Raw genomic sequence first — 17,658 nt, 5'->3', positions numbered from 1 at the left:
GAGGTCAGCCGGGCGGTGGGGGTGTGGCGAGGGTGCCCTCGGCGTGGCCCACGATGCCCCGGACCACGCCCAGCTCCACCAGATCCTGGGGCCGGATGCGCAACTGGCCGGCGGTGGGCTCGACTTCCTCCGGGGGGCGTTTCAGGATCGCCGCCGCCAGTTCCGGGGCGATGACGGAGAAGTAGCTGTCCGGGGTGGCCCAGGTGTTGCCGGGCGCGGCCAGCGCCAGTGCCCCGCCCGAGCCGCCCTCCCCGATGACGAGGGTGGTGATCGGCGTCCGGGCCGCGGCGACCTCGCCGAACAGCTCCGCGATCGCGGCGCCCGCGCCCTGCCGTTCCGCCTCGGCGTCGTTGGCGGCGCCCGGGGTGTCGACGAGGGTCAGCACCGGGATCCCCAGCCGGTCCGCGAGCCGTATCAGGCGGGCGGCGGTGCGGTACCCGGCGGGCAGGGTCGCCGTCCCCGTCTGCGCGGCGAACGCGACCGTACGGCCGTCCCGCTCGCCGAACCCGCACAGCATCCCGTCCGGATCCGCCCCGCCGCACCGGTCGCCGGCCAGGGCGACCCGGCGGGTGAAGTACGCGTCCAGGTAGGCGCCGGCGCGCGGGCGGTGCGGGGCGCGGGCGCGCCGGACGGCCTCCCAGCCGGTGGCGGGCAGCGCGCTGCCGCCGAGCGCGGCCGGCGGCTCGGCGGGTATCGGGGCCGGGGCGGACAGCAGCCGCAGCCACAGCCCGAGCGTCGCCCGCAGCTCCGCCAGGGGCACCACGGAGTCCGCCGACCCCGCCGCGAGCTGCGCCTCGGCCGTGTACGCGGCCGGGTCGGCGTCCGGCGGGCGGACCCGGGAGCCGGCGAAGCCGACCTGGGCACCGGGCAGCGCCAGGATCACATCGGCGCCGGCGCCCAGGGTGGCCCAGCCGCCGCCGGTCGTCGGGTCGCGCAGGACCGCGACCTGCGGCAGCCCCGCCGCCCGGGTGAGCGCCGACTGGCGGGCCACCCGCTGGAGCTGGGACAGGGCGAGCATGCCCTCCTGCATCCGGCTGCCGCCGGTGGCGACCAGCGGCACGACCGGGAGCCGGTGGGCGCGGGCATGGACGTGGGCCGCCTCCAGCCGGTCCCCGGTCCGCTCGCCCAGCGAGCCGCCGAGGAAGCCGAACTCGAACGCGATCAGCACGGCCGCCGTGCCCTCGACGCGGGCGGTACCGACGACGACGGACTCGTCCTCGCCGGTGCGCTCGGCGGCGCGGGCGCGCAAGGCGTCGTACCCGTGCCAGCCGAGCGGGCCGTCGGGCGGGAACCGCCGTTCTGGGGGCGGGAGTTCGGCGAAGCTGCCGGGGTCGGTGACGAGGCCGAGGACCTCCCGGGCGGAGAGCCGCTCGGGCGTCGGCGCGGGCGTCGGCTCATGCGTGGGCTCAGGCACCGAGGGCCCGCTTCATGATCTTCCCCATGTCGTTGCGGGGGAGGGCGTCCAGGTAGTGGACGACGCGGGGCCGCTTGTGCGGGGCCAGCCGCCCGGCGACATGGTCCGCCAACTCCTCGGCGGGCGGCGGCGACTGCGGGTCGGCCGGGACGATCCAGGCGACGATCCGCTCGCCCAGGTCCGCGTCCGGCTCCCCGGTGACGGCGGCCTCCCGCACCCCCGGATGTTCGAGGAGCGCGTTCTCGATCTCCCCGGCCCCGATCTTGTACCCCCCGCTCTTGATCAGGTCGGTGGCCTTGCGTCCGACGATCCGCACATAGCCGTCCCGCTCGCGCACCGCCATGTCACCGGTGCGGAACCAGCCGTCCGCGGTGAAGGCGGCGGCGGTGGCGTCGGGCCGGTTGAGGTACTCGGTGAACAGGTTGGGGCCGCGTACCTGGATCTCGCCGACGGTCTCCCCGTCGTACTCCGTGATCGCCGTCCCGTCCTCCTCCACCAGCCGCAGCTCCACCCCCGGCAGCGGCACGCCCACGGTCCCCGCCCGGGCCTCCCCGTCCGCGCGCACACTGGTGTTCATCAGGGTCTCCGTCATGCCGTACCGCTCGACGACCCGCCGTCCGGTCGCGGCCGCGATCCGCTCGTGGTCGTGGACGGGCAGCGCGGCCGAGCCGGAGACCAGCAGCCGGGCGTGCCCGAGCGCCTTCGCCAGCTCCGGGTCGGCGGGCAGCGCCTCGGCGATGCGGTGGTACATGGTGGGGACGCCGAAGAACATGGTCGCGCCGTCGTTCAGCTCGCGGGCGACCCCGGCGGTGTCGAACCGCCCGAGGTGGCGGACGGAGCCGCCGCGGCGCAGCGGACCGAGGATGCCCAGCACGAGCCCGTGCACATGGAAGAGCGGAAGGCCGTGGACGAGGACGTCCGCCCCGGTCCACTGCCAGGCGTCGGCGAGCGCGTCCAGCGTCGCGGCGAGCGCGCGGCGCGGGATGACGGCGCCCTTGGGCGGACCGGTGGTGCCGGAGGTGTAGACGACGAGGGCCGGGTCGGACTCGGCGGTACGGTCCTCGGGCACCGGCCCCACGGCCTGCGCGTCGACGTCGATCCGCGCCAACCCGCCCAGGGCCGCGGGTAGTTCGGCACCGGGCGCGGCCAGCACGGCGGCCGGTGCGCTGTCGGCGAGGATGTGCGCGAGTTCCTTGTCGCCCGACTTCGGGTTGAGCGGTACGGCCGCCCTCCCGGCGAGCAGGGTGCCGACGACGGCGACGGCCGTCTCCAGCTCCGGCGTGGCCCACACGGCGACCCGGCGGGCGTCCCCGATCCGCCCGGCCAGGGCGCCGGCCGCGGCGGCGAGCTGCCCGTACGTCGACGACCGCGCGCCGAACCGCAGCGCCACCAGCTCGCCGGGACCGTCCACCACGGCCGGAAACAGAAACGACACGCGACGACTCCTCACATCGGAAACACCGGTCGGAACCCCGACAGTCCCTTCCTACACCAGCTACCGCACTCCCAGACCGCCCCACACCACGACCTTGATCACAGTGCGGGGCCCTCACAGCCGCAGCGTCCCGGCGACCGCGCACAGATCGGGCGCGAGCCGCACCTCCACCGCCCGCAGGGCGGGATGCTCCAGCCAGTGCAGCCGCGCCCGGTCGACGTCCCCGCCGAACCGGGGCGGCCACTGGCCGGCCGGGGTGAAGCCGTCGACGACGACGGTCCCCCCCGGGCACCAGCAGCCGTTCGACGTCGGCGGGCGTGTCACCGGGCACCTTCCCCTGTCCGCCTCCGTCGAGCACGAGCGGCTCGAACGGCCCGTGGGCGGCGATCTCCTGCCAGTCCCCGCAGGTCACCGTGGTCTCGGGGCGGTCCCGGAACACCTCGGCAGTGGGCGCCGGTGCCGCGATCGCTCATGGTCCGGGCTCCTCCCCCCGGGTCACGGTTGCCCGGCGTGGCCCAGGGCTTCGGCGACCGCCCTGTTGACGGGTACGTCGTTCAGGAAACGACGGCGTGCCGGTCCGGTCAGGGAGGCGGACTTGTGCTGGATCTCCTGCCAGGCGCGCTCCAGGAACCGGGCCGCGCCGGCCTGGTCGTCCAGGGCGAGGAGCGTCCTGGCGTGGTGGTAGTGGATCTCCTCGGCGTTCACCGCCGCCAGCCTGCCCCCGCTGGCGTCGAGGATGTCCACGGCACGGGCTCCGGCCTCCCGGGCCTCCTGGGGCCGCCCCTGCGCCAGCCGGGCGCGCGCCACCAGCGACCAGGCGACCACCTCGCTGCGCGTCGTACCGGCTCGTCGGCAGTCGGCGGCGTTCTCCGCGGCCAGCCGCTCCGCCTCGGCCGCGCGCCGGTCGCCGGCGGGGCCGGTGGGGTCGGCCTCCAGCAGGGCCTCGGCCAGGTAGTTGTGGACGAGCGGGGCGATGCTGACGATGCCGGACCGATCGACCTCGTCGACCGCGGCGCGCAGCCGTCGCAGCGCTGTCTCCCCGTCGTTCCGGAGCAGCGCGACATGCCCCAGCAGCGCCGTCTGGTACGCGTGCCAGGCGCTGGCCGCGGAACCGTCCGTGCCGGAGCGGTCGGTCAGGCCGACGGCTTCTTCGAGCAGTTCCTGCGCCCCCGCGAAGTCACCGAGCGAGATCCGGGTCTGCGCCAGGTAGTTCAGCGGCGGCTGCAGCTGGTCCGTGGCGCCGCGAGCCCGCAACCGTGCGAGGACGGCGGTCAGCCGCACCTGCGCTCCTGGCGGGTCGCCCGCGTCGAGATGGTTGATGCCGAGATGCTGTTCGAGCTGGTCGGAGACCACGCGCACCACGGGATCCCGGCTGTCACGCAGTTGCGGCGCCCGGTGCAGCAGTTCCTCCGCCTCGTGCATCATCGCCATCCCGCGCCGCAGGTCGCGCTGGGTGAGCTGGGCGCCGTACTCGGCGGCGAGCAGGAACCAGTTGACCGGGTCCGTCTCCTTGCGGGTCGCGGCCAGCGCGTCGGTCAGGACGGGCAGCGACGCTTCCGCGCCGCTGGTGTGCAGGAGGATCTTGCCGTGCAGGAAGCCGGCGCGGGCCCGGAGCCGCGGGTCGCCCACCCGGTCGGCGGCGCGGGCCGCTTCCACGGCCGGCCGCAGGATGCCGTTCTCCGAGTCCGAGCCCTCCCAGGAGGTCTCCGACGTGACCAGGAGGAGTTCCAGGATGCTCACCCGCAGCCGGTCGTTGTCGCCGCCGTCGTCCGGCAGCCGCCACAGATCGCTCATGGCCTGGGTGCACAACGCGGCGACCTCGGCATACGAGGAACCGGAGTGGGCGAGGTCCAGGGCCATGCGGTAGTTGTGCCGGGCAGCCGACTGCACAGCGCCTCCGAGGTGGTAGTGCCGGCCGAGTTCGAGGAGCAGGTCACGCGGCGGGTCGGGGACCGGGCGGAGCAGGCGGTCGACGGCCTCGGCCACGGCCAGGTGCCGGTCACGGCGGAGCTGCCCGCTCTGCCGGGCGTACAGGGAACGCTGTACGAGGGCGTGCTGGAACCGGTAGAAGTCGGACCGGGTGTCCGCGGCCCATTCCGGTACCGGCACCGCCTCGATGAGGCCGCCCCGCGCCTCGACCTCGTACAGCCGCTCCAGGACCTCTTCCCGCGACATCCCGGACGCCTCCTCCACGACCGCGGAGAGGAAGACGCGTCCCTGGGTCGCGGCGATGACCAGGAGTCTGATCGTGGCCGGATCCAGCAGCGCCAGCCGCTCGGAGAGCACCGTCTCGACCGTGTCGAGCAGGGGGCGCTCCGCAGGACCGGGATCGGTGAGCAGGGCGATCTGGCCGCGGTCCCCGGTACGGCCGTCCGCCTGCTGGTCCCGCACCAGGGTCAGGTACTGGGCCATGAGCAGGGGATGGCCGCCGGTGAGGTCCTGCAGGCGGCGGACGGCCGTGTCGTCGTGCGGTACCTCCAGACGCTGCTGGAGGTACTCCCCGACGGCGGCGTCCGGCAGGCCCTCCAGACGGATGGCCCGGACCGCGCCGTGGGACTGCCAGGTGCGCAGCAGCCCGGCCAGCGGATGCTGTTCCGCGGCCCGGACCGAGTCGCGATGGACGAGGACGAGCCCGACCGGAGCCGTGGACAACGCCTGGGCCAGGTAGTCGAGGACGATGCAGCTGCTGTGGTCGATGCGCTCCGCGTCGTCGATGACCAGGAGCGTGGGCCCGCATGTCGCGGCCGCGCGCAGCAGGGCGCCGGCGAGGACCTGCGCGACCCGGCCCACCTGCCCGATCAGTCCGTTCGGATCGGCTTCGGAGTGATCTTCGATCACGTCCTTCAGCAGCTGGGCGCCCAGTTTGAGCGCGCTTCCCGCCACGGGGACCAGCTCCAGCAGGTCGGGGGCCAGATCGGCGGCGATGCGGCGGCGCCGTGCCCAGCGCCGGGCGGGTGCCGGCGCCGGCTGTAACGCGAGGAGATCGATGATGGGGCCGTACGAGTTCTCGGCGCCCACCTGACCGTGGCAGGCGACCTTCGAGATCCGCAGCCCGGGCATGGCCGCGGCCGTCTCCCGGAACGTGTCGAGCAGGGCCGTCTTGCCGATGCCCGCCGGCCCCTCGACGCAGTACACCCCGCCCGTACCACCGGTCACCGCCGTGGCCAGGTCCAGCAGCTGCCGCCGTTCCTGCTCGCGGTCCACGAAGATCTCGGTCACGGCACCTCCGGCGCGTACGGCACGTTGGTCTGACGGAGCGTCGCTCAACTATCCGTCGTCCGGCCGCCCCGGCACAACGCCCGCCCGGCACAACACCCGCCCGGCACAACTCGCGCCACAGGCAGCGGAGTTGCGAGGACCGTCGGCGTGGCCGCTACCCGGCCCCGCCCTGCGGGCGCGTGGGTGTCACGGCGTGCGCCACCACGCAGCTCACGTTGTCCGGACCGCCCAGCGCGTTCGCCTCGTCCACCAGCGCCCGTACCGTCACGTCGGGCGCCGTCCCGCTCCCGAGCAACTCGCGTATCCGCTCGTCGGGGACCGCCCTGGTCAGGCCGTCCGAGCACACCAGATACCGGTCGCCTGCCCGGGCCTCGTGCAGCTTCAGGTCCGGGGAGTCGGCGGTGCCGCCCAGGGCCTTCGCCAGCAGCATCCGCTGCGGATGGCTCTCGGCCTCCTCCGGCGTCAGCCGCCCCTCGTCGATCAGCGCCTGCACCACGCTGTGGTCGTGCGTGATCCGGAACAGCTCCCCGTCCCGCAGCAGATACGCCCGCGAGTCCCCGATGTGCACGAGGGCCAGCCGGGACCCGGTCCACAGCAGCGCGGTGAGCGTCGTACCGACCTCCGTCGGCCCTTCCGTACTGCCCGCGGCCACGCGCCGCACGGCCTCGGCCGCCGAACGCACCGCTTCGTCCAGGAGGTTCAGCACGTTCCCGGGCGAGAGTTCGGCGTCCTCCAGGGGCTTCAGCGCCGCCACCGCGGCGGCACTGGCCGAGGCCCCGGCCGGCCCGCACCCGTCGGCGACGGCCAGCAGCCGGCGCCCCGCGTACGCGGTGTCCTGGTTGGACGGCCGGACCTGACCCCGGTCCGAACGGGCGGCATAACGCAGTTCCAGCATCTTCCTCGGGTCCCTTCTCGACTCTCCGGACTCTCCGGACAGGTGGGCGACGAGGAACGCGGCCAGGTCCCGCCGTACGGCGGTGTCCGCCTCGACGCGGGCCCAGTACGCCCGCACCTCCCGGGCGGCCTGCCCCGCGGGCAGCCCGCACACCTCGCGGATCCGAGCCAGCGGCATGCCGAGCCGCCTCAGCCAGGCCACCAGCCGGGCGCGTTCCAGCTGCGCGTCGGCGTAGTACCGGTAGCCGGTGTCCGGGTCGACCCGGGCGGGCTTCAGCAGGTCCAGCTCGTCGTACAGCCGCAGCGCCTTCGGCGACAGCCGGCAGGCCTTGGCGAAGGCCCCGATGGTCAGCCACTCCATGCCGTCTCCGTCCCGGTCCCGCCTCACGTTCCCCGACGTCCGCCACCGATGCTGGGGCTTCACCGAAGGTGAAGGTCAACAGCGTTCCCGGGTTAGCCTGCCGAGGGAAGGACCGCAGCCGCCGTCAGCCAAGGGAGCCCCCTCGTGCCTCGCATAGCCCTCGCCACCTACGACTCCGGCGCGGAACCGCACAAGGACCAGGACCTGCCGGTGCTGCTGCGGGCGCTGGCCGACGCGGGGGCCGAGGCCGTCGCCCGCCCGTGGGACGACCCGGAGACGGAGTGGGGCGGCTACGACCTGGTCGTCATCCGCTCCACCTGGGACTACAGCTGGCGCGCCGACGAGTTCGTGCCGTGGGTGGAGCGGGTGGGGAAGGCGACCCGGATCGCGAACCCGGCGGAGGTGGTGCGGTGGAACACCGACAAGCGGTATCTCGGCGACCTCGCGGCGGCCGGTGTGCCGGTGGTGCCGACGCGGTATCTCGCCCCCGGCGACCCGGTGGAGCTGCCGTCCGATGGTGACTACGTGGTCAAGCCCACCTTCGGCGCCGGCGCCCGGTTCGCCGCCCGCTACACACCCGACGAGCACGGGACGGCCGTACGGCACCTGGCCCGGATGCACGAGGAGGGGCTGACCGCGATGGTCCAGCCGTACGTCTCCGGCATCGACGTCGGCGGCGAGCGCGCCCTGCAGTACTTCGGCGGGCGGCTGCTGCACGCCAGCCGCAAGCGGGCCGTGCTCACGCCGGGCACGGCGTACGACGCGGACAAGGTCGCCCACCCGGACCTGGAGACATGGACCCCGGCCCCGGCCGAACTCGCCGTGGCGGAGCGCGCGTTGGCCGCCGTACCGGAGGCGCCTGAGCTGCTCTGTGCCCGGGTGGACCTGGTCGACGGCGAGGACGGGCAGCCGCGGGTGATGGAGCTGGAACTGGTCGAACCCAACCTGTTCCTGTTCCTGCACCCGGGCTCGGTGGCCGCGGTGGCCGAGGCGATCCTCACCGCGGCCCGTCGATGACGGCGGTGCGCTGGAGCAGGCCCCAGGTGAACTCGGCGACCACCTGACGGCCGTCGGGCACCTTGAAGGTGAGGCCCCAGCGAGTGGGGGCCGTGCCCTCCAGGGGACGGGCGGGGGCGAAGGCGCGGGCGGCCTCGTCGACCGTGCAGGACCAGGGGGTGAGGTCGTCGTACGTCTCCAGTCTCGGTGCCGGGGCGTCGGGGGCGCGGACCAGCCATTCGTTCCACACCGCACCACCGGGGCCGACCATGACCTCGAAGCGGAGGGTGGGCCACAGGGGGAGCGGCCACTGCCAGGCCGCGCACTCCAGGTCGCCGACGGTGCGTTTGGTCTCCCACCGCGGCGGGCCGAGGACGGAGCGGTAGCGGGATGCGGCGGACCGGGACCGGGGCGAGCGGGCCATCGCCTGCCAACGCTTGTTCGCCTCCCGCATGTCCGCGATGGACGCGCCCAGCGTGCGCCGGGCGTCCTCGACCAGGTCCGGGTTGTGGTCGGCCATGCGACGCAGCAGCACCAGCTGGAAGTCCAGTTCCATGCCACCCATGGTGCACGCGCCGCTACCCGGCTTCTTCCAGGCCATTGCCCACGGAATCCCCGATGGTTAGCCTGTGTTCGTCATGCCGATCGCCTGTTGATATCTCGAACGGCTCCGCAGCTGAGACGCGCGCCGCACCGGTATCTGGCGCTACACCCAAGGGAGGGGGCCGGACGTGGGACGCCTCGTGCCTGCCGTGACCCGGGCTCTCGACATTCTTGAGCTCTTTCTGGACGGGGACGGGAGCCTCTCCGCCCCCGACATAGTGCGCAGACTCCAGCTGCCGCGGACCACCGTGCACGAGCTGGTGACCACGCTCTCCGCCCGGTCGTACATCGTGCCCGTACCCGGACAGCCCGGACGGTACCGGCTGGGCGTCCGTCCGTACCAGCTCGGCAGCAGATACGCCGAGCAGCTCGACCTCGCCGCCGAGGGCCAGCAGGTCGCCCGGTCCGTCGCCGAGACCTGCGACGAGACCGTCCACGTGGCGATCCTCGAAGGCACCGACGTCATCTACATCGCCAAGGTCGACTCCACGCACGCGGTCCGCATGGTCTCCGCGGCCGGCCGCCGGCTGCCCGCCCACTGCACCTCGGTCGGCAAGATGCTGCTGGCCTCGCTGCCGGAGCCGGAGCTGACCGCGCGCATCCCGGACGACGCCGACCTCGTCGCGATGACCCCGAACAGCATCACCGAGCCGGGCGCCCTGCGTGTGGCCCTCGCCGAGATCCGCGCGCGCGGCATCGCCGTGGAGAGCCGCGAGTCCAACCCGGACGTCTCCTGTGTCGCCGCGCCGGTCCGCGACCGCACCGGGCAGGTCGTCGCGGCCCTGTCCATCTCCGTGCCGATGATCCGCTGGAGCGACGAGCGCCGCCGCGAGCTGGAGCAGCTGGCGGCCAAGGGCGCGGCCGAACTCTCCGAGCACCTCGGCCACCGGAGCGTGGCATGACGACGGCGTACGAGGTGGCGGTCGCGGCGGAGGCGACCCTCGGCGAGGGCCCGACCTGGGACGTGGCGACGGGCCGCCTGATATGGATCGACATCCTGGGCGCGCGGGTCCACACCTACGACCCGGCCACCGGCCGGCGCACGGTCCGCACCACCGACCAGCACGTCGGCGCGGTCAAGCCGCGTGCGGGCGGCGGCCTGGTCCTCAACCTCCGGGACGGCGTCGGTCTCCTCGACCCGGACGGCACGTTCCGCTGGCTGCACCGCGAGCCGGTGCCCGGCCGCCGCGCCAACGACGCGGCGGTCGCCCCCGACGGCTCCCTGTGGGCCGGGACGATGCGCTACGACGAGACGGCCGGGGGCGGCACGCTCTCCCGGGTGGCACCCGACGGCACGGCGACGACGCTGCTGCCGGACGTCACGGTCAGCAACGGCACGGGCTGGAGCCCGGACGGCCGCCTCGTCTACTACATAGACACGCCGACCCGGCGGGTGGACGTCTTCGACTACGCCGACGGACTCCCCGTCAACCGCCGCCCGCTGGTGACGATCGAGGAGGGCGCCGGCTTCCCCGACGGCCTGACGGTCGACGCGGACGGCTGTGTGTGGGTGGCGCTGTGGGGCGGGGCGGCGGTACGCCGCTATACGCCGACGGGTGAGCTGGACCGCGTCATCGACCTCCCCGCCTCGCTGACGACGGCCTGTGCGTTCGGCGGCGCCGACCTGACGGACCTGTACGTCACGACGGCGCGAGTGGGCCTGGACCGCCCGCACCCGACGGCGGGCTCCCTGCTGGTGATCCCGGACGCGGGCAAGGGCGTTGCCCAACCGGCGTTCCAAGGCTGACCTTGCGGCAGCGCCCCGTAAGGGGCGCGGGGCTGCATTTGATGTGCGGCTGCCGCCGGGTGGGCGCGACCAGCCCCCCGCGGGCTGACGACGCCGTTCGGCAGCGCCCCGTAGGGGCGCGGGGAACTGCGCGCTCAGCCCCCACGCGCCCGCAGGCGAAAGGCGGCCCTGCCACGCGAGGCGGTCGACCGTCTGCGGCGCCGTCGCGGCTGGTTGCGCCCGTGCGGCGGCAGCCGCAGATGCGGCACAGCCCCGCGCCCCTGCGGGGCGCTGCCGAACGGCCGCCGTCAGCCGCACATTCAACACGGCCCCGCGCCCCAAGGGGGCGCTACTGCAGACCCGCTCTCTTCAGCTCCTCGGCGGTCAGCGGCGGTCCCGTCAGCGTCGGCTTCAACGGCCCCGCCAGCGCGGCCAGCAGGACGGACGGTGTGAGGAGCACCTCCGCCCGGCGCTCCAGGGAGGTCACGTCCGTCACGCGGCGGGCGATGCGGCCGTTCCCGGTGGCCGTGTGCATGAGGCGGGACACGTACGCGGCCACGATCCGGTCCCGGGTCGTGGGCCCGTTCTCCGTCGCGCCCGGGTAGAACACGTCCTGCCCGATGGCGAGGTCCCAGGCCGCCCCGACCGGCCGGGCGACCGCCTTCTGGACGCGGCGGGACAGGCCGGGCGTGCCGAGGCCGTGGCGCCGCGTCAGCTCCCGCAGGAGCAGGGCGCTCTGCGCACCCACGGCCAGTCCGTGGCCGTAGACGGGGTTGTACGCGGCCAGGGCGTCGCCGAGGACCGTGAAGTTGCCGGGCCAGGCAGGCATCCGCTCGTAGAAGTACCGGCGGTTGACGGTGGCGCGGGTGACGGCGACGTCGGACAGCGGTTCGGCCCGTGCGAGCAGGTCGCCGATGAGCGGGTGCCGCAGCCGTTCGCGGGCGAACGGGACGAAGTCGTCGGCAGAAGAGGTCGGTTCGCCCCCGCGGGTGCCGTTGAGGGTGACGATCCAGCGGCCGTTCTCGATGGGCAGCAGGAAGCCCGCCCGGCCGGGGCCGCTCTCCCGTGGGTCCGGCTGCACGTTGATCACCGGGAAGCCGGCGCGGGCCTGCTCGGGTGCCAGGTAGAGCCGGCTGGCGTAGGCGAGACCGGTGTCGACCTCCCGTTGCTCCGGCGCGGGCAGCCCGAGAGCCGTGAGCCAGCGGGAGGCTCCGGAACCCCGGCCGGTGGCGTCGACGACCAGGTCCGCCTCGACGGTCCGCTCCCGGCCGTCGCGGTCCCGTACCCGGACCCCGGTGACCGCCTCGGCGCTGCCCGCGAGCCCGAGGACCTCCGTACCCCCGAGCACCTCTGTGCGCCCGTCCGCGAGGACCCGGGCCCGGACCGTCGCGTCCAGCAGGTCCCGTCCGGCCAGCAGCACATGGTGGGACTCGGGCCAGCGCCGGAACCAGCCGTGCGCCGACAGGGCGACCATGTCCGTGGTGACCGGGGCCCGGCGCGCGCCGGCGTCCACGAGTGCCGCGGTGATGCCCGGCAGCAGCTCCTCCATCGCCCGCACCCCGCCCGACCAGAGCATGTGGGCGTGCCGGGCCTGCGGAAGTCCCTTGCGGGGCCCGGCCGTCTCGGGCAGCTCGTCGCGTTCCACGACGACGACCCGGTCGGCGAGGCCGGCCAGGGCCCGGGCCGCGAGCATGCCGGTGTGGGATCCCCCCAGGACGACAGCGGCTCTGGCGGGGGAGGGACGTTCACTCATGCGAGGACATGCTCTCTGCCGGGACGGCCGCGCGGGAGCGGACCGCCGTGATCTCTTCGGGGTGGCGCAGGACCTCGGAGAGGGCCTGGATCTCCTGGAGCAGATAGGAGGTGTCGGTCTCGCCCGTGTCGTCGGCGTCGTCGTCCGGGGTGTGCCGTCCGCTCTCGACGGCCTCCAGGACCGTCACGGCGGCGGCGAGTGCCTGGGCCCGGCCGGGTTCGTGGCCGAGGACGAGAGCGGCGTCGTAGGCCCGGCCGCGCAGGTTCTCGTCGAGGAACCGGGACAGTTGCAGGAGCGCGTCGCGGATGTACGTCTCGCGGCGGATCAGGCGTATCTCGGCGGTGGCACGCAGGGCGAGCGGTTCACGGCCGCCCGCGACGGTCCGCAGCAGCCGGGCGAGCGGCTTCAGGGAGCGGTGCCGGCGGCGCACCAGCCAGCGGTCCTGGAAGTACTGGCCGGCGTGCGGGACGATGAAGCCGATCGCGACGAAGGTGGCGGCGATGCAGGCGGCCGACGGTGCGATGTTGGTGTTCAGCCAGTCCAGGTCGTGACCGGTCCAGCGGGCCGCCACGGCCGTGAACTTGGCCGCGCTGAACAGCAGGTTCGTCGCATAGCCGATGCCCAGGAACCGCAGTCCCCAGCGCAGCCAGGCGTCGAGGCCGTCGGTGCGGATCCAGTTCCACACGAGCCGGGTCGTGATGGCGCAGGCCACGGTGTGCGCGAGGAGGTAGAGCAGGATCTCCTCGCGCATGAACGGCGTGCTCGCGTAGTAGGTGTCCAGGTTCCGGACCTGTTCCACGGGCACGTCGGCGAGCGCGAACAGCACCCACAGGGCGACGACGACGGCCGCGTAGACGCAGACCACCCAGCGGGTAGCGCGCCGCGTCTGCTCCCGGCGGTCGGTGTGGCCGTTGCGCCAGTGCACGACCAGCAGCAGCCAGGACGCGGAGAGCGCGGTGATCAGCGAGTACACCAGGGGGGCCGCGATGTTCGGCACGCCGGTGACCCGGTTCGTCCAGGCGATGGTGGGCGGAGCGGCGAAGGCGAACACCGCGCAGGCGAACAGCAGCAGGCCGCCGACGGCGCGCAGCAGCGGGTCCCGCCACAGTTTGAGGATGCTGGGCAGCTTGATCACCAGGGCCGCGGTGAGCACGAGGCCCGGGAGCCAGAAGGAGATGTACAGCCCGGTGAGGAAGGCGGCCGGGCCCTCGGCCAGGGGGGAGGAGGTCACCGCGCTCCGCCTTCGCGCCCGCGGTAGCCGAGGGACCGCTGGACCGGATCGGGCGGAGCCTCGCCGCCCCGTCCGGGCAGGAAGGAGCGGAGCGCGGCCGCGAGCCGGTGCCCGAAGTCGTCGGCCTCGGCCTCGTCGGCCTCCCGGGAGCCGTTGCGGGCGGCCACGGTCAGGGCCACGGAGTCCCAGCCCGGCCGCCCGGCGAGGGCGTTCGCCGCGGCCGCGTGGTGATGCGTGTGACGGGCGTGCATGTGCCACAGCTCATGCCCCAGGATGACCAGTTGCTGTACGGCCTCGGCGCGCTCCTCGACGATCACCAGGTCGAAGTCCAGGAACTCCACCCACAGTCCGGTGACCTCGATCTCGTCGGGGAACCGTTCGAAACGCAGCTCGACGGGCCGGCCCTCGCGTCGGCGGCTCATCTCCGCGCACAGCGCCCGGCACAACTCCCGTGCGTCGGCGGGTCTGCGGGGCCTGGCGCGGACGGCGGCGGTGAGGTCGGCGGCGAGCCTGCGCATGCCCGTGTTCGGCCGGGAGCGCCGCAGTCGCCCAGTGATCCGGGCCCACCGGTGCCGCGCGCCGGCCAAGTCCATCGCTCCCCCTTCACACCGCCCCCACGGGGGTCACCGCGCTGCGTCGGCCCGTCCGAGACTACGCGTCCGGCGCCGGTAGTTCGAGCGGTGGTTCACATGACAACGACTCTCCGATACATGAAAGTCACGCCGGACCCATTGACGCGCAAGCGCTTCGATTTTACGGTCCCGTTCGAAGTTACGGGCATGAGCCGATATCTCGAACAAGGTCACGAGCGCGATCACGAGCAGGATCACGAGCACGACGGATCCCGAAGGTAAGGGCAGGCAATGGGACGACCTGGCCTCAGTCGCAGGCAGCTACTGGGCACGGCGGGCGGGCTGGCGGTGGCGGCGAGCTTCGGCTTCGCCTCCCTCGGCACCGGTGCCGACGCACTGACATCGAGCGCGCGCACCCGGGTGCGCTACTGGAACCTCTTCTCCGGCGGCGACGGCGCCAACATGCAGGCCATGGTGGACGCCTTCCACGCGGCCAACCCGGACACGGACGTCAAGGCGTCCACGCTCACCTGGGGCGACCCGTACTACACCAAGCTCGCCATGGCGGCCGCCGGCAACCGCGCCCCCGACCTGGCCGTCATGCACCAGGGCCGGGTCACCGGCTTCGCGCCGGGGCGCCTCCTCGACCCCTGGGACATCGGCAAGCTCGCCGAACACGGGGTCCACGAGGCCGACTTCAACCCCACCCTGTGGAAACGCGGCATCGTCGGCGGCCAGTTGTACGCCCTGCCCCTGGACGTCCACGTCCAGCTGAACTTCTACCGCAAGGACGTCTGCCGGAAGGCGGGCCTGCTCGACGCGGACGGCCGGCTCCCGCACGCCACCTCCGAGGACGACTGGTTCGCCATGCTCAAGGCCGCCAAGTCCAAGCTCAAGGGCGGCCTGCAGACCCTCGGCATGCACGCCAACGACCAGAACTTCTCCTGGTGGTTCTTCGTCGCCTTCTACCAGCAGCTCGGCGGCGGCTACTTCGACGCCGACCAGACCGGCGTCGTCTTCGACACCGACAAGGCCACCCGGGTCCTGGAGTTCTTCCGCAAGCACGTCACCGACGGCTACGCGATCGCGGGTTCGGACGACGCCGCGATGTTCCTGGCCGGCGCCCCCTTCGTGTGGGAGGGCGACTGGTCGGTCCCGGTCTACACCCCCGCGAAGATCGACTACGGCGCCACGCCCCTGCCGCCCGTCTTCGGCACCCCCGGCACCCACGCCGAGTCGCACTCCTTCGTCCTGCCCCACCAGGCAGGCCGCGGCGGCGCCGCGGACGAGGGCGCCTACGCACTCGCCGCCTACCTGGTGAAGAACGCGGCCACCTGGGCCCAGGGCGGCCATGTCCCCGCCTACCTGCCGACCTTCAAGGACCCGGCGTACACCAAGCTCTCGCCGCAGAGCGAGTACTCCCAGGACGCCATGCAGCACCTCGCCACCGAGCCGCACATCTGGTTCGCGGGCTCCACCGGCACCCTCTCCAAGCGGGTCGGCCCGCTCATCGCCGGCTCCAACCTCGGCTCCACCAAGCCCGACGCCACCGCCCGCGCCATGAAGAGCGCCCTGGAGGCACTCCTCGCCTCGAAGAACCCGATGGACGGCAAGACCGCCGCCCAGGAGCTGAAGGGAGCCGGCGCATGAGCTCCACCGCCTCCACCACGGCCATACCCGCCGCCCGCGCGGCGCGCACCGCCACCGGCACCGACTCCCTGCGCCTGCGCTGGGGCCGCCGCCTCCAGCACGGCGGCTGGTTCGTCACCCCGTTCTTCGTCCTGTACGGCCTGTTCGTCCTGGTCCCCATCGTCCGCGGGCTGTATCTCTCCTTCACGGACGCCAACATCTCCGGCGACCACACCGGCTTCATCGGCCTGGACAACTACCGCGAGGCCCTCCACGACGACCTGGTGTGGCAGTCCCTGTGGCACAGCGTCAAGTTCACCCTCTGGGTGGTCCCGCTGATCGTCGTCATGGCGCTCCTGATGGCGCTGATCGCCCACCACACCGTCCACTTCAAGTGGCTGTGGCGGTTCTGCTTCTTCGCCCCGTTCCTGCTCCCGTCGGCCGTCGTCGCCAACCTCTGGTGGTGGCTCTTCCAGCCGGTCAACGGCCTGGTCAACCACACCCTCGGCCTCGACACCCCCTGGCTCACCCAGAAGTCCACGGCCCTGCTGGCGAGCGTCATCGCCACCCTGTGGTGGACCGTCGGCTTCTCCTTCCTCCTCTACCTGGCCGCCCTCCAGACCATCCCCCAGCACCTCTACGAGGCGGCCGAACTGGACGGCGCCAACGCCTTCCAGCGCATGATCCACATCACGGTCCCCAACCTGCGCAACATCACGGGCCTGGTCATCGCGCTCCAGATACTGGCCTCGCTCCAGGTCTACGACCAGGTCGTCATCATGTTCCAGTTCGGCTCGGGCCCCGAGAACTCCACCCGGACCTTCGTGCAGTACATGATCGAACAGGGCTTCACCAGCTACCGCGTGGGCTACGCCTCCGCGATCTCCATGATCCTCTTCATCATCATCGCGGCCGTCGCCCTGGCCAGGATGTGGCTGCTGCGCACCCGCGAGGAGGCCACCCGATGACCAGCACCACGCCCCCCGTCGTCCGCAAGCCGCGTTCCACCTGGACCCCGGCCCAGATCGCCCTCACGATCGTCGCCGCGGCCCTCTCCCTCGTCTGGATCGCCCCGCTCTTCTGGGCCCTGTCGACCTCGCTGAAGACCTCCACCGAGTCGGTCGCCTCCCCGCACTGGATCCCGGACCACATCACCTGGGACTCCTGGAAAGGCATCTTCGACGCCGGCAACATCCCCAACTGGTTCGTCAACTCGGTCGTCGTCTCGGTCTGCGTCACCTTCATCGTGCTGCTCGTCGCGTCCCTCGCCGGATACGGCTTCGCCCGCACGGAGTTCCGCGGCAAGAGCGTCCTGCTCTCGCTCACCATGGCCGGCCTGATGTTCTCCCCGGCCATCCTCGGCGTCCCGCTCTTCACCACGGTCCAGTCGCTCGGCATGGTGGACACCTACTGGGGCATGATCCTCCCCCAGTGCGCCCCCGCCGCGATGGTCTACATCCTCTACAAGTTCTTCCAGTCCCTGCCCAAGGAGCTGGAGGAGGCCGCCTTCATCGACGGCGCCGGCCGCTGGCGCATCTTCTTCACCATCGTCCTCCCCCTCTCCAAGCCGTCCCTCTCGGCGGTCGGCATCTTCACCTTCATCGCCTCCTGGAACAACTTCCTGTGGCCGTACATGGTGACGAACAACCCCGACCTGATGACCATGCCGAACGGCATCGCGACCGTCCAGAACGCCTTCGGCATCATCTGGCCGCAGCTGATGGCCGGCGGCCTGATCGCGGGCCTCCCGCTGATCATCATGTTCGTCTTCTTCCAGAGCCAGATCGTCCGCGGCGTGGCCCACACGGGCCTGGCCGGCCAGTGA

15 protein-coding genes are annotated in these 17,658 nt (G+C 73.0%); 6 read left to right on the top strand and 9 right to left on the bottom strand.

Annotated elements, in window-relative coordinates; all coding sequences use genetic code 11:
* Positions 1 to 4 precede the first annotated feature (4 nt).
* The 5 genes from OHB00_RS16615 to OHB00_RS16595 all read right to left on the bottom strand — a co-directional run bounded on the left by OHB00_RS16615 (position 5) and on the right by OHB00_RS16595 (position 7,323).
* On the bottom strand, positions 5 to 1,414 hold the full coding sequence (locus OHB00_RS16615) for a carboxyl transferase domain-containing protein (protein ID WP_406435659.1): 1,410 nt from the start codon (positions 1,412 to 1,414) through the stop codon (positions 5 to 7).
* Positions 1,407 to 2,849, bottom strand: coding sequence for an acyl-CoA synthetase (locus OHB00_RS16610; protein WP_406435657.1), 1,443 nt, complete (start codon positions 2,847 to 2,849; stop codon positions 1,407 to 1,409). The genes OHB00_RS16615 and OHB00_RS16610 overlap by 8 nt, the downstream gene beginning before the upstream one ends.
* Positions 2,850 to 2,963: 114 nt before the next feature.
* On the bottom strand, positions 2,964 to 3,173 hold the full coding sequence (locus OHB00_RS16605; RefSeq protein WP_406435655.1) for a hypothetical protein: 210 nt from the start codon (positions 3,171 to 3,173) through the stop codon (positions 2,964 to 2,966).
* A 171-nt stretch (positions 3,174 to 3,344) separates the two neighbouring features.
* Positions 3,345 to 6,068 carry an ATP-binding protein gene (locus OHB00_RS16600; protein ID WP_406435653.1) on the bottom strand — a complete coding sequence of 908 codons (2,724 nt, stop codon included), beginning with the start codon at positions 6,066 to 6,068 and terminating at the stop codon, positions 3,345 to 3,347.
* Positions 6,069 to 6,222: 154 nt separating this feature from the next.
* Positions 6,223 to 7,323 (bottom strand): MerR family transcriptional regulator, encoded by a 1,101-nt coding sequence (locus OHB00_RS16595; RefSeq protein ID WP_406435651.1) that lies wholly within the window; start codon positions 7,321 to 7,323, stop codon positions 6,223 to 6,225.
* A gap of 144 nt (positions 7,324 to 7,467) precedes the next feature.
* On the opposite strand from OHB00_RS16595, the gene OHB00_RS16590 reads away from it, so the two are divergent.
* Entirely contained in the window at positions 7,468 to 8,340 is an 873-nt protein-coding gene (locus OHB00_RS16590) for a RimK family alpha-L-glutamate ligase (protein WP_406435649.1), read from the top strand.
* On the opposite strand, the gene OHB00_RS16585 is transcribed toward OHB00_RS16590, so the two are convergent.
* A complete protein-coding gene (locus OHB00_RS16585; protein ID WP_406445816.1) occupies positions 8,321 to 8,884 on the bottom strand; it encodes a hypothetical protein in 564 nt (187 codons plus the stop codon). The two genes, OHB00_RS16590 and OHB00_RS16585, sit on opposite strands and share 20 nt — an antisense overlap.
* A 166-nt stretch (positions 8,885 to 9,050) precedes the next feature.
* On the opposite strand from OHB00_RS16585, the gene OHB00_RS16580 reads away from it, so the two are divergent.
* The gene (locus OHB00_RS16580; protein ID WP_406435647.1) at positions 9,051 to 9,824 is read left to right on the top strand and encodes an IclR family transcriptional regulator; all 774 of its coding nucleotides are present in this window, start codon (positions 9,051 to 9,053) and stop codon (positions 9,822 to 9,824) included.
* A complete protein-coding gene (locus tag OHB00_RS16575; RefSeq protein ID WP_406435645.1) occupies positions 9,821 to 10,669 on the top strand; it encodes an SMP-30/gluconolactonase/LRE family protein in 849 nt (282 codons plus the stop codon). Before OHB00_RS16580 ends, OHB00_RS16575 begins: the two co-directional genes overlap by 4 nt.
* Positions 10,670 to 10,997: 328 nt before the next feature.
* On the opposite strand, the gene OHB00_RS16570 is transcribed toward OHB00_RS16575, so the two are convergent.
* From OHB00_RS16570 to OHB00_RS16560, 3 genes are read right to left on the bottom strand one after another with little or no spacing between them, the layout of a single operon-like run.
* Positions 10,998 to 12,401, bottom strand: a complete 1,404-nt coding sequence (locus tag OHB00_RS16570; RefSeq protein WP_406435643.1) for an FAD-dependent monooxygenase — start codon at positions 12,399 to 12,401, stop codon at positions 10,998 to 11,000.
* Entirely contained in the window at positions 12,394 to 13,632 is a 1,239-nt protein-coding gene (locus OHB00_RS16565) for an MAB_1171c family putative transporter (RefSeq protein WP_406435641.1), read from the bottom strand. Before OHB00_RS16565 ends, OHB00_RS16570 begins: the two co-directional genes overlap by 8 nt.
* A complete protein-coding gene (locus tag OHB00_RS16560; RefSeq protein ID WP_406435639.1) occupies positions 13,629 to 14,225 on the bottom strand; it encodes a toxin-antitoxin system, toxin component family protein in 597 nt (198 codons plus the stop codon). Before OHB00_RS16560 ends, OHB00_RS16565 begins: the two co-directional genes overlap by 4 nt.
* A gap of 270 nt (positions 14,226 to 14,495) precedes the next feature.
* On the opposite strand from OHB00_RS16560, the gene OHB00_RS16555 reads away from it, so the two are divergent.
* The 3 genes from OHB00_RS16555 to OHB00_RS16545 are packed head-to-tail and all read left to right on the top strand — an operon-like array spanning position 14,496 to position 17,658.
* Positions 14,496 to 15,854 carry an extracellular solute-binding protein gene (locus OHB00_RS16555; RefSeq protein ID WP_406435637.1) on the top strand — a complete coding sequence of 453 codons (1,359 nt, stop codon included), beginning with the start codon at positions 14,496 to 14,498 and terminating at the stop codon, positions 15,852 to 15,854.
* Positions 15,851 to 16,801 (top strand): carbohydrate ABC transporter permease, encoded by a 951-nt coding sequence (locus OHB00_RS16550; RefSeq protein WP_406435635.1) that lies wholly within the window; start codon positions 15,851 to 15,853, stop codon positions 16,799 to 16,801. The genes OHB00_RS16555 and OHB00_RS16550 overlap by 4 nt, the downstream gene beginning before the upstream one ends.
* Positions 16,798 to 17,658, top strand: coding sequence for a carbohydrate ABC transporter permease (locus OHB00_RS16545; protein ID WP_406435633.1), 861 nt, complete (start codon positions 16,798 to 16,800; stop codon positions 17,656 to 17,658). Before OHB00_RS16550 ends, OHB00_RS16545 begins: the two co-directional genes overlap by 4 nt.

Origin of the sequence: Streptomyces sp. NBC_00631 (assembly GCF_045206895.1) — a bacterium.
GTDB lineage: Bacteria > Actinomycetota > Actinomycetes > Streptomycetales > Streptomycetaceae > Streptomyces.
Note: the sequence above shows the minus strand (reverse complement) of the source record. Positions and strands in the feature narration are given on the sequence as shown.

Coding starts and splice junctions, on each gene's coding strand:
- OHB00_RS16560 (WP_406435639.1), bottom strand. CDS start 14,225: ATGGACTTGGCCGGCGCGCGGCACCGGTGGGCCCGGATCACTGGGCGA.
- OHB00_RS16570 (WP_406435643.1), bottom strand. CDS start 12,401: ATGAGTGAACGTCCCTCCCCCGCCAGAGCCGCTGTCGTCCTGGGGGGA.
- OHB00_RS16575 (WP_406435645.1), top strand. CDS start 9,821: ATGACGACGGCGTACGAGGTGGCGGTCGCGGCGGAGGCGACCCTCGGC.
- OHB00_RS16550 (WP_406435635.1), top strand. CDS start 15,851: ATGAGCTCCACCGCCTCCACCACGGCCATACCCGCCGCCCGCGCGGCG.
- OHB00_RS16555 (WP_406435637.1), top strand. CDS start 14,496: ATGGGACGACCTGGCCTCAGTCGCAGGCAGCTACTGGGCACGGCGGGC.
- OHB00_RS16545 (WP_406435633.1), top strand. CDS start 16,798: ATGACCAGCACCACGCCCCCCGTCGTCCGCAAGCCGCGTTCCACCTGG.
- OHB00_RS16595 (WP_406435651.1), bottom strand. CDS start 7,323: ATGGAGTGGCTGACCATCGGGGCCTTCGCCAAGGCCTGCCGGCTGTCG.
- OHB00_RS16585 (WP_406445816.1), bottom strand. CDS start 8,884: ATGGGTGGCATGGAACTGGACTTCCAGCTGGTGCTGCTGCGTCGCATG.